The sequence below is a fragment of the Arthrobacter sp. FB24 genome, from assembly GCF_000196235.1.
Classification (GTDB): Bacteria; Actinomycetota; Actinomycetes; order Actinomycetales; family Micrococcaceae; genus Arthrobacter.
Window position 1 is genome coordinate 2,462,119 of sequence record NC_008541.1, and the last position, 13,601, is coordinate 2,475,719.

The window sequence follows — 13,601 nt, forward strand, 5'->3', positions numbered from 1 at the left end:
TTCCAAGGCTGCTTAGGAGCACCACACAACATGACTGACGCACGGGCGGACCTGCCGGCCGAACAACGCAAAGTGACGCTGTACCGTAACGGTTCCGTCTACACCGCCGCCGACCCTTTCGCCACCGCCATGCTGGTGGACGGTGACACCGTTGCCTGGGTGGGATCAGAACAGGCGGCGACGTCGATCGCCGATGCGTCGATGGACATCATCGACCTCCATGGCGCTCTGCTGGCCCCCGGCTTTGTTGACTCACATGTGCACCTGACTGAAACGGGCATTGCCCTGGACTCCCTTCAGCTCGGGAGATTGCGCTCAGCTGCCGAAATCCTGGATGCCGTAGCTTCCTCCGTCGCAGGCAAGTCAGTCGACGCCCGCGCCACGGTCCTCGGCCATGGCTGGGACGAAAGCGGCTGGGCCGATCAGGCGCTGCCCAGCCGTGAGGAACTGGAGCGCGCGGCGGGAGGCCGGCCCGTGTATTTGTCTCGGGTTGACGCCCATTCCGCCCTGGTCTCATCCTCACTGGCCGAGGCAGCCGGCCTGACCGGCCTGGACGGCTTCTCCTCCGGGAGCCAGGTTAAGCGCCAGGCCCACACGTCCGCCAGGCGTGCAGCACGCCAGTTGCCGGCTGACCGCCTGCAGGGCTTTCAGTCACGTGCACTGGCCGAAGCCGCCGCCAACGGCTACGTGGCCGTGGCCGAAATGGCGGCGCCGCATATCGGCAGCGCAGCGGACCTGCGGATTGCGGCCGGGTGGAACAGCCCCGATGGCTCGCGGAAGGCTGTGCCTGAAGTACTGCCGTACTGGGGCCAGCTGGCGGGTTCCGAGGAGGAGGCCCGGGGCATCCTCGAAGGCCTTGGAGCCAGTGTGCGCGGCCTTGCCGGGGACCTGAACATCGACGGATCCCTGGGGTCCCGTACAGCCGCCCTAAGGGACGACTACAGCGATGCTCCGGGGGAGCGCGGCAGCCTCTACCTGTCGGTTGACGAAGCTGCATCCCACCTTGCCGCCTGCTCGCTGCTCGGCATTCAGGCCGGGTTCCACGTCATTGGAGACGCCGGGCTCGACGCGGCGCTGGACGCCCTGGACCGGGCAGCAGCCGACGTAGGGGAGCAGCGGGTCAAGGCGGCAGGCCACCGGTTCGAACATGTGGAAATGGCCGACCCCGAGGCAATCGGCCGGCTCGCAAAGTACTCGGTGACCGTTAGCGTGCAGCCGGGATTCGACGCAGCGTGGGGCGGACGGGGACGCCTGTACCAGGAACGGCTGGGGCACCGGGAGCGCGGCATGAACCCCTTCGCCTCCTTCTATGCGGCGGGAGTCCCTATCTGCTTCGGCAGCGACAGCCCGGTCACTCCGCTCAACCCGTGGGCCAGCGTCCGCGCCTGCCTTGAGCACAGCAACCCGGACCAGCGCATCTCAGCCCGCGCGGCGTTCCTCGGCCACACGAGGGCAGGCTGGCGGGCAGCCAAGTACAACAATCCAATGGCTGGCCAGCTGGTTCCCGGCGCGCCCGCCAGCTTTGCGGTCTGGGAGGTGGAGGAACTGATGGTGCAGGTCGCGGACGGGCGGGTGCAGTCGTGGAGTACCGATCCGCGGGCGCGCACACCCTTGCTCCCGGCGTTGGACACCGGGAACGATCCTGTGTGCCTGCAGACCATCCGCGACGGAAAAGAGTTGTTCACAAACGGTTCCCTTCAGTCATAGACCGTAAAGCTACCGGCGCGCCGTATGTCCCTGACCTGCGGTTACACCTAAAACCGCACGTCAAACGCGGGTTGACACTCCCGGGGCGGTCCGTAGCATTGAGTCGCAACGGACGGAATCCAAAGTCGAGGGGCTCCGTCTGGCCACGTGGCCTTCCAGCAGGATGCCTAGCCCGCGCCTGACGGCAGGCCGGAGCGTGGTAGTCCCAGGGGCAGGTCCACTTCGCAGCAGAAAACAGTTCCGCCGAGGCATATCGCATCCGTCCGAAACTGGCCCGAGGCGTGTGGACCTGCCCGCGGCATCACGTGTGACGCGCCCGGTATGCGCAAACTCCCTATAATGGTGACTTGCGCCTTAAAGCCGGCTCTCCTGTTGAGCTTCCTGGCGCGTGACCGCTCCCATCAAGGAAAGGGCCTCGCTGTGCGTGTCCTCACCATCATCCCCACCTACAACGAGCTGGAATCGTTGCCCAAGACACTCGCGCGCCTGCGTGCAGCTGTCCCGGCTTCCGATGTGCTGGTGGTGGACGACAACAGCCCGGACGGCACAGGCCAGCTGGCGGACGGTATCGCTGCTGAGGACGGCCAGGTCCACGTCCTGCACCGTGAAGGCAAGGCCGGACTGGGAGCCGCCTATATCGCCGGATTCAAGTGGGGCCTGGAGGCCGGATACGACATCCTCGTGGAAATGGACGCCGACGGTTCGCACCAGCCCGAGCAGCTGCAGCAGCTCCTCGACGCAGTGGAGGAGGGCGCGGATCTGGCCATGGGTTCGCGCTGGGTGCCGGGCGGCAGCGTGGTCAACTGGCCGCTGTACAGGCAGGCGATCTCACGCGTCGGCAGCACGTACGCGAGGCTGATGCTGGGCATCAAGATCAAGGATGTCACCGGAGGGTACCGCGCCTTCCGCCGCACGACCCTGGAGAAGCTCAACCTCGACCAGGTGGACTCCGTGGGTTACGGGTTCCAGGTGGACCTTGCCTGGCGTGTGGCCAGGATGGGTCTGAAGATCGTGGAACGCCCCATCACGTTCGTGGAGCGGGAACTCGGAGCTTCCAAAATGAGCGGAAACATTGTGGTGGAAGCCATGATCAACGTCACAAAATGGGGACTGACTGCCCGCTGGCAGAAGCTCACGGGCCGGAGTTCCGCCGCAGCCTAGACGAGCGGCGAGGTGCCGGCAGCGGCCGGACAGACACAGTCGCAAAAGGGCCGGGCCCGTAGCCTCACAAGAGGTCACGGGCCCGGCCCTTTTATGCTGCGCCTAGCCTGCGCCGGACCTAAGCCGAGCGCCGTTCGCCGCGGCGCTCCCGCAAAATGGTCAGGCGATCTTCGAGGATCTGCTCGAGCTCAGGCAGCGAGCGGCGTTCAAGGAGCATGTCCCAGTGCGTGCGGACGGCCTTCTCATTGCTGTTGATGGGGCGTTCGCCGTCGACAAGCAAGGCTTCCTTGCCGGTCTTCGAAACCCACACCGGGGGAATCTCGGCTTCGGAGGAGAAGGTAACGAAGACCTGCTCGCCGTCCTCGCAACGGTACTCAACCCGCTGGCGCGGAGCCGGCTCAACACCGGATTCCGTCTCCATGCTCTGTGCGCCAAGACGCATGCCCCGGAGGCTGCGATCGCTCATGATTTCTCCCTTTGGTCGATTCGCGGAGTCAGGCTCCGCGCTAGCCGGGGCAGCTAACGCCTCGGACTACTGTTTGCAAGCATTGCACCAATAGGTACAACGCTTTGCCAAGCTATGTTGTTCCGGCGGGGCTGAACCAGCCGGACAAATATACTATTATACGGGTTTTTGTGCTGGCGAGTAAAGCGGAGGCCGCGGCACGAAACAGGGGAGGCGCCCGCACTGCGGATACCTCCCCTGGCCCACGGTTCACGGGGCTGCCTACAGCGGCTGCCTCGGAGTGTTGGGTTCGGCAGCATCCGGCCGCGCCCCGGCGGCGGTGTTCGTGCCGTCGCCAGTAGCGGCATCGAACAGACCGCCGGCGCGGGGATCCGGGTTGCTACCGCCAAGGGCGTTGCCGATGCCCTTCAGGGCCTCGCCAACTTCGCTGGGGATGATCCAGAGCTTGTTCGAGGAACCTTCGGCCAGCTTGGGCAGGGTCTGCAGGTACTGGTAAGCCAGGAGTTTGTTGTCGGGGTTGCCCTTGTGGATTGCGTCGAACACCTTCTGGATCGCCTGGGCTTCGCCGTCTGCGCGGAGAATGGCAGCCTTGGCGTCACCTTCAGCCTTGAGGATGGAGGACTGGCGCTGGCCTTCCGCCGTGAGGATGGCTGACTGTTTGGTGCCCTCAGCGGTGAGGATGGCGGCGCGGCGGTCACGTTCGGCACGCATCTGCTTCTCCATCGAGTCCTGGATGGAGTGGGGCGGATCAATGGCCTTCAGCTCCACACGGGAAACGCGGATGCCCCAGCGGCCGGTCGCTTCGTCCAGGACGCCGCGAAGCTGGCCGTTGATCTGGTCGCGGGAGGTCAGGGCCTCTTCGAGGTTGAGGCCGCCGACGACGTTTCGGAGCGTGGTGGTGGTGAGCTGTTCGACCGCCTGGATGTAATTCGCAATCTCGTACGTGGCCGCCCTCGCGTCAGTGACCTGGAAATAGACCACGGTGTCAATGGAAACGACGAGGTTGTCCTCGGTGATGACCGGCTGCGGGGGGAATGAAACAACCTGCTCGCGAAGGTCCAGGAGCGGCAGGAGCCTGTCCACGAAGGGAATAAGGATGGTGAGGCCGGGGAGCAGTGTCCGCTGGTACTTACCGAGCCGTTCCACGACGCCGGCCCGGGCTTGCGGGACAATCCGCACCGACCGGACCAGCACTATTATTACGAACGCAACGAGAACCAGCAGCACGATTGCGACTGCGATATCCATACATCACCTATTCCCCAGTTATGTGCCCTGCTATGTATTGCGGCGATGCTCTGCCGCCTGACCGGCGCCGGTGGCGGCTGCCGGAAAAGTAATGGTGCTGCTGCTACTGAACGGCCGTTTCCGGTTGTGGCGCCACGACGGCGGTGGCTCCTTCGATGGCGGAAACCACCACGCGTTGCCCGGCGTTCAGGACTCCGTTCTCAGAGCGCGCGCTCCAGACATCCCCGCCGATCTTGACCAGGCCGGAGGATGTGCTGACAGTCTCCATGACGAGGGCGGATTCGCCGATCAGGCGGTCGATGTTAGTCCGCTGTTCCGCGGGGCCCTTCTTCAGGTGCTTCAGCGCTACGGGCCGGACAAACACCACCATCAGCAGGGAAACAACGCAGAAAACAACGATCTGCAGCCAGAAGTCGGCACCGGCGAAGTCAGCAAGCAGCCCGGCCAGCGCTCCGCCGCCAAGCATGATGAAGAAGAGGTCCAGCGTCAGCATTTCCACCACGGCGAACGCCAGGAATACGGTGAGCCACAGTGCCCACCAGTTCTCGCCAAGCCATTCAAACATGTGTTCCCCCTTCGTCCCCGGAGCTGCGGAAGCAGGCCCTCAGTAACTGTCCTTCCATCCTAGACCGAAGCCACGGAGCGCAGGAGGCTGCCCCCTGGGACGTTCCGAACGTAGTCAAGTCGTTATGCAGGCGGCCGCTTCAAGAGTTCGAAAACGCTGATTCGGAACCGTGCTGAGACCTTGGTGAGGGGCGGCAGCGCGGCGATGATGGTGTCCAGCGCTACAGGATCCAGGTGGTGGCCGGCGGGGCCCATCAGGGCAAGGTTGCCGACGTCGGCCGGTTCAAGGCCAAGCTCGAGGTCCAGCTCCCGGGCGGAGTGCGGAGCGAAATGTCCCCCGAGGGAAGCGGCCAGCCGTTCCTCCTTGGCCGGTTCGATGCCGAGCATGCCCGTCTGTCCCGCTATTTCCGCGAGGTGCCCGGACCGCGGCGTCACCACGATCAGCCGGCCGCCGGGACGCAGCACCCGGGCGAATTCCGAGGCGTTCCGCGGCGCGAAGACCACCGTAACGACGTCCACGGCCGTGTCCGTGACCGGAAGCGGCTGCCAGACATCGCAGACCAGGTTGGCGGCGCCGGGATTCATCCGGGCGGCACGCCGCAGCGCGAACTTGGAAATGTCCAGGCCGATGGCCGCCGCGGGTGCGGCGGCCAATACCTCCTTGAGGTAGTGTCCGGTTCCCGTGCCGGCGTCGAGTACCGCGGCGTGCGGTCCCTGTAGCACCGGGGCTGCGAGCTCCGCGACCGCCCCGGCGAGCGGCCGGTAATGACCTTTGGAAAGAAAATCGAAACGGGCTGCCACCATGGCGGCGGTATCGGCTTCGAAGACAGTTCCCTTGCCGACAAGCAGGTTGAAGTACCCCTGCCGGGCAGCGTCGAAGCTGTGGCCCTCGACGCAGGCCAGGCGGTTGCCGCTCAGCGTCAGGCTGTTCCGGCAGACGGGGCACTGGAGGGAACGGGCGGCGTCGGGAAGCATGCCACCATCCTAGGGGCCGCGGCGGCGGCCGATTCACGGTTCCCGGCCGCTGGCGCCGGCAGTCCCGTCCAGGCGCGGCGTGAGTTATTTCACAGGCCATGCGCGAGCCGTTAGGCTCACAATCGTGAAACCTGAACATCTGCCCCTGCTGAAGTCCGTTTCCGCCCCGGCCGTCCATCCGGACGGCAGCCGGGCCGTGGTCTCCGTCATCCGCCCTGATTTCGACGCCGATACTTACGTGGGCCAGTTATGGACTGTGCCGCTGGACCCTGAAAAGCTGCCCCGCCGGCTGACCCGCGGCTTCCGCGACACGGCACCGGCATTTTCCCCGGACGGCCTGGTGCTGGCGTTCCTGCGCGCTACTGCCGACGGGAAGCCGCAGCTTTATGTCGTGGAGGCTGCTGGCGGCGAACCGCAGGTCCTGACGAACGCCAAACTCGGCGTTTCCTCCTTCGCCTGGTCTCCCGATTCGCACAGCATTGTGTTCGGCGCCAGGACGCCCGACGACGGCCGGTACGGCACGCTGGACGGCGTATCCGCCGGGGCCGAGGACGCACGGCTCATCACAGACTTCAAATACAGGATGAACGGCGTGGGATATACGGCGGACAAGCCGCTCCAGCTCTACGTCGTGGAGGTACCCGAGCTGGACGACGAGCCGCCCGTTGCGCCCGCAGGGCGCGCCCTGCGGGCGCAAAAGACCGTTGCCGAAGGTACCGGAAGAGAAGCCGGTCCGGCGCGTGAAGCCGACACCGCCGAGGCCCTGCTTCCGCCGGCACGGCAGCTGACGTTCGCCGCGGCTGACCACAGCGGAGAATCCTTCAGCACGGACGGACACTCTGTGTACTTCGTTGCAGCCCTTCATGAGGGCAGCGACCATGACCTCGAGACCGGCGTGTACCGCGTTCCCGTCGTTGGAGGAGAACCGGAACCGGTCAGGGCTGCCAACAGCGGCCGCCAGACGGTGGGCGCGGCACGTCAGTCCAGGAACGGACAGTGGCTGTTCTACACCGCCCAGGAACTTGGCGAGTCCGGCCAGGACTTCGTCGCACGCAACACGGCCCTGTATGTGATGCCGGCCGGGGGCGGCGACGCCAGTGTATTGAGCGACGTCGAAACTATGGACCTGGCCGGGTCCGCCGGGGGACTGGAGCTCCGCGGACCTGATTCCGTCTTGCTGCTTAACAACGCCCAGGGCACGGTTGAGCTTCTGGAGTTCGGAGCAACGGGGAACCACGCGCTGCTGGTTCATGGTGACCGTGTTGTCACCGGCGCAGCTGCGGCCGCCGGCTCAGTGTTCGTCAGTTTTGCTGATCCCGCCACGGCGGGGGACGTCGCAGCGCTGGAGGAAGGCCAGCTGAGGCTGCTGACCGATTTCTCGGCGGAGCTGCGGCGTCAGGCAGAAATCATCGAGCCCCGGGAGGTCACCTTCGAGGCGGCTGACGGCTATCCGGTCCACGGTTGGCTGGTGCTGCCGCCGGGGAAAGGGCCGCACCCCGTTCTGCTCAACATCCACGGCGGACCGTTCTCGCAATACACCGTGGCCCTGTTTGACGAGGCCCAGGTGTACGCCGCGGCCGGTTACGCAGTGCTTATGTGTAATCCGCGGGGCTCGGCCGGGTACGGCCAGGCCCACGGGCGGACCATCAAGGAAAAGATGGGAACCGTTGACATGCAGGACGTGCTGTCCTTCCTCGACGGTGCCCTGGCAAAGTTCCAGGAGCTCGACGGCGGAGCGCTTGGGATCATGGGAGGTTCCTACGGCGGATATCTCACGGCCTGGACCATCAGCCAGGACCACCGTTTCAAGGCGGCCATCGTGGAGCGCGGATTCCTGGATCCGGTCAGTTTCATCGGCTCCTCGGATATCGGCTGGTTCTTCGGCGGCGAGTACACCGGCACCTCGCCGGAACAGATGGCCGCCCAAAGCCCCATGGCCACGGTCGGCAACGTCCGGACGCCGTCGCTGGTCATCCACAGCGAAGAAGACCTCCGCTGCCCGGTGGAACAGGGCCAACGATACTTCACAGCGCTGAAGCAGCAGGGCGTGGACGCCGCGTTCCTCGTTTTCCCCGGGGAGAACCACGAGCTCTCCCGGTCCGGTACCCCGCACCACCGGAAGCAGCGCTTCGAGGAAGTCCTGCGCTGGTGGTCCCGCTACCTGCCAACGGCGGCCAACAGCTAGTTGCCCTGGTCGGTACCCTGACCCGGCAAAAACCCCAATGCCTGCCGGGCCAGGCGGATGTCCGGATGCGCCCAGCGGGCACCGTATTCGGCGTTGTTGCTGAGGGAGCGCAACTCAGCCTTGTCCACATAGAGGATCCCCTGGAGGTGGTCCGCCTCGTGCTGCACAATCCGCGCCTGCCAGCCGAAGAAATCCTGCTGCCGCCTGGTTCCGCCGGGATCGGTGAAGTCGAGGCGGACCGTTTCGTGTCGAGAGACCACGGCCTGCAGGCCCTGGAGCGACAGGCATCCCTCGTAAAACGCCGCAGTGCCGGTCCCCAGCGGCGAATATGACGGATTGATGACCGCAAAGAACTCCAGCGGCGACCGGTGGCGGACGGCGGCAGTCTCGGCGTCGACGTCGTACTGGTCCTCAAGGACCGCAAGCTGCAGGGGAATGCCGAGCTGCGGTGCGGCCAGGCCGACGCCCGGCGCGTCATGCATCACCTCCCGCATCAGGGCGATCAGCGCTGCAAGTTCAGTGCCATCCAGCTGGCCCTCGTACGGGGCAGCCTGTTGCCGGAGCACCGGATGGCCGGCCTGGACAATGGCGGGAAGGACGCCTGCGGAGAGGATTTCCTGGACAGTTTCCCTGATCCGGGCGGCGCTGAACGGCGTGGGATTGGCTACGTGAAGCATGGGAAAAGCCTAGTGCGCTGCGCATGCCGCCGTGACGAATTCGTAGATCCGGGCTTTCAGGACGGTTCCGGCAGCAACTTTGAGCACACCCTGCCGGCCGCCGGCATCGGCGCGCAAAGGCAGCAGGGTCCCCACCTTGTCCTCAGCGACGGCATGCGGATCGCAGCGTGCAGGCCGGATATGGAGCCTGAGCTCCCGGGGAGCCGCGCCGGTCGCCACGGTAATGCTGCGCGGCCAGGGGTTCCCCTGCGCTTCGGCCAGCAGTGTGGTCCCCTCGATCCTTTCTATGGTCAGTGTGCGCGATGCTCCGGCACCGGCGCTGCGCGGGGTGACCCGAAGGCGTACGACGGCGGTCCGGCCGTCCGCTGCAACCTCCAAGTCCGGGGCCAGGCCTATGTCAGCGATCTCCCCTGCGTCCTGCGCGAGGCACAGCTCGGAATAGTTCCGGACCAGGACGCCGAACGGGTCGGCAGCCGTAAGACGCTCCTCGCGGGTTGTGGAGCCCTGCCGGACGGATACCGTTACTTCCGCCGGCGCACTGCCGGGCCCGGTTTCCGCCCCTTCAGCGGTCTCAGGTTCATCAGTCCCGGGGTGACCGCACGCGGGTGCCGGCAGCCTGGCAGGCAGGCTCTTGGTCTGGCCCGGCGGCACCTCAGTGCCCTCCGCTTGCGCGTGCCATGCCGTGCCGGCCGGGAACAGGGAAGTCGACACTTCGGCGCTGAGGACAGTGACCGGCTCGTTCGCCGTATTGCTGAGCTGGATCTCGATGATCCCGGTGCCGTAGCTGTCCCTGAACTGGTTGAGCTCCGCTGTCAGGGGACCGGGCGCCTGCGGTTGGGGACTGCAGCCCTGCATCGCCGGGCCCGCCACCAGGGCACCCAGAACGGCGAAGGTTGCTGAGGACCGCCGTCGTCCTGCCCTTGGGAAGCCGTTCATGCCAGCAGTCTAAAGCCACTGCCCGGTGGCATTGCCCGGCCGCGACCGGCGCTGAAAAGCGACGCCTGACAATGGGCTACCCTCGTTCCATGACTGAACAGACGCCGCTCACCTGTGTCCTTGGATTTGTGCGCGCCATTGAGGCCGGCGGCGGCGCCGCTGAAGTGGACGGCTTCCTTGCCGAGGATTTCACCCTGGTCGAAGCGCCGCACGTGCTTGCCCCGGAAGGAACCAGGCGGACCCGCGACCAGGTGCTGGCGGGTGCCGAGCAAAGCCGGCAGGTGGTGTCCAACCAGCGGTTCGATGTCCGGCGGACCACGTGCGAAGGAAACCGGGTTGTGCTGGAAGTGGACTGGTCTGCGACGCTCTTGATGAATCTCCGCTATTGGGATGCCGGCGACACCATCAGGGCCCGCACCACCTCCGTCTTCGAAGTCCGTGAAGGCCGGATCACCAGCCAGGACAGTTACGACTGCTACTTCACCGGCGACGAGGATGACGCAGATGAGGTACAGCCGGCTGCGGAGTAGGCCGCCGCGACTTTTAGTGCATGGTGAACCGGGCGGCAACGCGTGAATTGATGACCGGCACACTGGCGGCGGATCCGATCAGCCGGTTCCGGACATGCCACAGCGGGCGCGGCACCGGCCGGCCCAGCGCCATGTTGACTTCGGATTGCCGGACGGCCCTGGCCGCCGCCCGCAGCCGGTGGCGTTCAAAGGACCTGAGTTCAGGCCCGCAGTCAGCATGCGCCAACCGGCTGAGGATGAGCGGCGCCAGTTCAGCGGCATCCAGCCACCCCAGGTTCATTCCCTGGCCGCCGATGGGGCTGATTTCATGGGCGGCATCACCGATCAGAGACGTCCGGCCGTGGATCATGCTCTTCACCCGCCGTGAGCGGACGCCGAAACTGCTGAACATCGAATTGGTGCCGGCGTCGACGGCGATTCCGGTCCGGTCGCGCACGATCAGGGCCAAGGAACCAGCGGTGGGCACGTCCGGCGTGGTTCCCGGAAGCCTGGCCACCCACCGACGCACGCCTCCAGGCAGGGGGAAGGACTCCACGATCCCGGAAGCCTCCAGGAAAAGGGCCGCGTCGGGGCCGAACGACGTGCCGTCCGCGAAGTCTCCCATCAGGTATCTGTCCGGATACGTCCTCAGCGGGGCGGTGATGGCCAGCAGCTGACGGATGGTGGAGCGGACCCCGTCCGCGGCCACCGCCAGCGAGGCGTGAATTCTGGATTCCCCGCCGGCGGTGACGACGTCCACCGCAACCGAGGAGCCGTCGTCGTGAATTCCTGTCACTGTGGCGCCGCGGATGATCGCCCCGCCGTCCAGTGCACCCACGCGCCGTTCCAGGGCGGCCTCCGTAAGAACCTGCGGGACCGACAGCACGAAGGGGAAGCGGCCGGACACGCAGTCGAAGGACATGCCGGCTACTTCCACGCCGCCGCCAATGGCAACCCCGCGGCGGATCCGCACGCCCTCGTTCACCAGGCCTGACGCCACCCCGATCCGGTCAAGCGCTTCCAACGACGGCGGATGGATGCCGATGGCGCGGGAGTGGGTGTCGGGTTCCGTGCGGCGCTCCAGGACGCGGACCGATACGCCCTGCTGCAGCAGGAGGGCCGCCAGGTACAGCCCCACCGGCCCGCCGCCCACTACGACGACGTCAATCACCGCGGGCGTTCCGGTTCAAGGTCAATCCGGGTGAGGAGGTTGCGGAAGGGTACGCGGGGCGCAACGGCCCAGCCCGGGGGAGCGGCAGCCCGGAGTTCCGCAGTTGTGTAACTGCGGCGGATGGACGTCAGCCCGTCCGCCCTGATGAAGGAACCGCGAAACGGCCATGATCCCGCGTAGAAGAGCGCATATGCGGCGGGGCTCCGGCGGATGTCGTTGTGGAGGACGGTGCCGCGGGACAGCAGCGCCGACTCGGCGAGGAACTGCGGCAGTTCCGCTGCGCCCAGGTGGTGCAGCACGTGGTTGGAGATGACGACGTCGTAGCGTTTTCCTTCGGCGGCCAGTTCGGCAGTGGATGCCTGCCGGAACGTCACTGCGTCGAGGCGCCCGCGGCGCAGCGCGAACTCAAAGGCACGACGGTCCGGATCGATGCCGGTGACTTCCAGCTGCCGCCGATCCCTGGCCGCCCACGCCGCCAGCAGAACCGCCAGGTCCCCGCCCCCGCAGCCGATATCCAGCAGCGTTGTGACCCTGTCCGTTGAAAGGAGCGGCCGGAGGTGCGTCCGGTAGATTCCGCGCCATCCGGCCACGGCCCGGTTGACCAGGGAAAATTGTGCGTAGGTGCGGTCCAGCCGTGCAGGATCACAGCCCGGACGGTCCATTTCCTCCACAGCGTGCGTGTCACGCTCGCGCAGCATTCCGACGGCGGCCGTCGTATGCGTGGCCATCAAATGAGTGACGGCTCGGTGCGTGCTGCGGCTTCATCCGTCCCGGCGAACTGCCGGATAGCCGCGTGCGAGCCTTCCGGCTGCGGTGCGCGCACCTTGGTGAACATCGCCGTTTCCACCGTCAGGCCCGGCCCGAAGGCCATCGAACAGATGCGTTCATCGCCCTCCTGCGGCGGGAGCCCGGCGATGTGTTTGAGGACAAACAGCACCGTGGCGCTGCTCATGTTGCCGAAGTTGCGGAGGGTTTCCCGTGCCGGCACGAGCTGCTCATCGGTGAGCTCAAGCCGGGACTGTACTTTGTCCAGGATGCTCCGCCCGCCGGGGTGGATCGCCCAGTGGGTGATGTCACGGTAGGGGAGTCCCCGCAGGGATTCGTCCCGCGAAAGCAGCGGCTCAAGGGCGCCGATGATGTGGTCGTCAATGATGTGCGGGACATAGTTGCCCAGCACCATCTCGAAGCCCTCGTCGCCGATGTTCCACGCCATGGATTCCTCTCCGACGGGAGTGAGTACCGTTTCGAAGTGGTCCAGCTGCAACAGGGGCGTTCCGTCCGGAATGTCCCGTGCCGAGATGACCGCTGCTGCGGCGCCGTCGGCGAACAAGGCCGAGCCCATGATGGTGTCGGGGTCGTTGGAGGTGCGGACATGGAGCGAGCAGAGCTCCGCGCAGACCACCAGGACAACGGCGTCGGGGTCTGCCTCGCAGAACGACTTGGCGGCACGCAGCGCCGGAAACGCCGCGTAACAGCCCATGAAGCCGAGGTGGTAGCGCTGCACGGCCGGACTCAAGCCCAGGGCACGGACGATCTTGTAGTCCGGGCCGGGGTTGAAGAAACCCGTGCATGAGACTGTCACGAGATGGGTGACGTCCTGTGCACCGATTCCGTGGCAGGCATCAAGCGCGGCCTGGGCGGATTGAACGAAGAGCTTGGTGGCTTCGCGGCCGAAGATGTCGTTCCGGACCTTGGTGCTGGGGCTCAGCACAAGGCCGGTGGCCGGGTCGAAGAACTGCGGATCGTCCGCACGGGTGTCCTTGGTGAGCTCGGTGACAGCCGTGTACCGGGTGTCGATGGCTGCGGAATCAAAGCAGGTGTTGACCAGCCGGGACCCCAGCCTGGTCAGCCCCGGCTGGGCCGCGAACACGTCGCGGGCTTCAGACTGAATGAGTACGGTGGGCGGGACAGCAGTTTCCAGGGACCTCATGTAGACCGTCATGGTTCATTCTCAGTGAGCTTCGGACTTAAGACAATGGTGGCTACCAAACGGTAGGGCACC

13 protein-coding genes are annotated in these 13,601 nt (G+C 66.0%); 4 read left to right on the forward strand and 9 right to left on the reverse strand.

Features of this window, described 5'->3' with window-relative positions; genetic code table 11:
- Nucleotides 1-30 precede the first annotated feature (30 nt).
- Nucleotides 31-1,707 carry an amidohydrolase gene (locus ARTH_RS11060; protein ID WP_011692032.1) on the forward strand — a complete coding sequence of 559 codons (1,677 nt, stop codon included), beginning with the start codon at nt 31-33 and terminating at the stop codon, nt 1,705-1,707.
- Nucleotides 1,708-2,127: 420 nt separating this feature from the next.
- Nucleotides 2,128-2,868 carry a polyprenol monophosphomannose synthase gene (locus ARTH_RS11065; protein ID WP_011692033.1) on the forward strand — a complete coding sequence of 247 codons (741 nt, stop codon included), beginning with the start codon at nt 2,128-2,130 and terminating at the stop codon, nt 2,866-2,868.
- Between the two features lie 118 nt (nt 2,869-2,986).
- Here ARTH_RS11065 and ARTH_RS11070 read toward each other — a convergent pair whose 3' ends face one another.
- The 4 genes from ARTH_RS11070 to ARTH_RS11085 form a co-directional block, all read right to left on the reverse strand.
- Complete coding sequence (locus ARTH_RS11070) at nt 2,987-3,334, reverse strand: RNA polymerase-binding protein RbpA (protein ID WP_011692034.1); 348 nt, start codon at nt 3,332-3,334, stop codon at nt 2,987-2,989.
- 261 nt (nt 3,335-3,595) lie between these two features.
- Nucleotides 3,596-4,582, reverse strand: coding sequence for an SPFH domain-containing protein (locus ARTH_RS11075; RefSeq protein WP_011692035.1), 987 nt, complete (start codon nt 4,580-4,582; stop codon nt 3,596-3,598).
- Between the two features lie 103 nt (nt 4,583-4,685).
- Entirely contained in the window at nt 4,686-5,147 is a 462-nt protein-coding gene (locus ARTH_RS11080) for an NfeD family protein (protein ID WP_011692036.1), read from the reverse strand.
- A gap of 122 nt (nt 5,148-5,269) precedes the next feature.
- Complete coding sequence (locus tag ARTH_RS11085; protein ID WP_011692037.1) at nt 5,270-6,121, reverse strand: putative RNA methyltransferase; 852 nt, start codon at nt 6,119-6,121, stop codon at nt 5,270-5,272.
- Between the two features lie 124 nt (nt 6,122-6,245).
- Here ARTH_RS11085 and ARTH_RS11090 point away from each other — a divergent pair, with 124 nt between their 5' ends.
- Nucleotides 6,246-8,306, forward strand: a complete 2,061-nt coding sequence (locus ARTH_RS11090; RefSeq protein WP_043429785.1) for a S9 family peptidase — start codon at nt 6,246-6,248, stop codon at nt 8,304-8,306.
- Here ARTH_RS11090 and ARTH_RS11095 read toward each other — a convergent pair.
- Nucleotides 8,303-8,983 carry a peptide deformylase gene (locus ARTH_RS11095; protein WP_011692039.1) on the reverse strand — a complete coding sequence of 227 codons (681 nt, stop codon included), beginning with the start codon at nt 8,981-8,983 and terminating at the stop codon, nt 8,303-8,305. The two genes, ARTH_RS11090 and ARTH_RS11095, sit on opposite strands and share 4 nt — an antisense overlap.
- 9 nt (nt 8,984-8,992) lie before the next feature.
- Nucleotides 8,993-9,919, reverse strand: coding sequence for a hypothetical protein (locus ARTH_RS11100; RefSeq protein WP_156810669.1), 927 nt, complete (start codon nt 9,917-9,919; stop codon nt 8,993-8,995).
- 89 nt (nt 9,920-10,008) lie between these two features.
- Here ARTH_RS11100 and ARTH_RS11105 point away from each other — a divergent pair, with 89 nt between their 5' ends.
- Nucleotides 10,009-10,449: a nuclear transport factor 2 family protein gene (locus ARTH_RS11105; RefSeq protein ID WP_052309685.1), complete on the forward strand. Its 441-nt coding sequence runs from the start codon at nt 10,009-10,011 to the stop codon at nt 10,447-10,449.
- Between the two features lie 13 nt (nt 10,450-10,462).
- Here ARTH_RS11105 and ARTH_RS11110 read toward each other — a convergent pair whose 3' ends face one another.
- The 3 genes from ARTH_RS11110 to ARTH_RS11120 are packed head-to-tail and all read right to left on the reverse strand — an operon-like array spanning nt 10,463 to nt 13,541.
- Complete coding sequence (locus ARTH_RS11110) at nt 10,463-11,599, reverse strand: FAD-dependent oxidoreductase (RefSeq protein ID WP_011692042.1); 1,137 nt, start codon at nt 11,597-11,599, stop codon at nt 10,463-10,465.
- A complete protein-coding gene (locus tag ARTH_RS11115) occupies nt 11,596-12,327 on the reverse strand; it encodes a class I SAM-dependent methyltransferase (protein WP_011692043.1) in 732 nt (243 codons plus the stop codon). Before ARTH_RS11115 ends, ARTH_RS11110 begins: the two co-directional genes overlap by 4 nt.
- Entirely contained in the window at nt 12,327-13,541 is a 1,215-nt protein-coding gene (locus tag ARTH_RS11120) for a type III polyketide synthase (protein ID WP_011692044.1), read from the reverse strand. The genes ARTH_RS11115 and ARTH_RS11120 overlap by 1 nt, the downstream gene beginning before the upstream one ends.
- Nucleotides 13,542-13,601 lie beyond the last annotated feature (60 nt).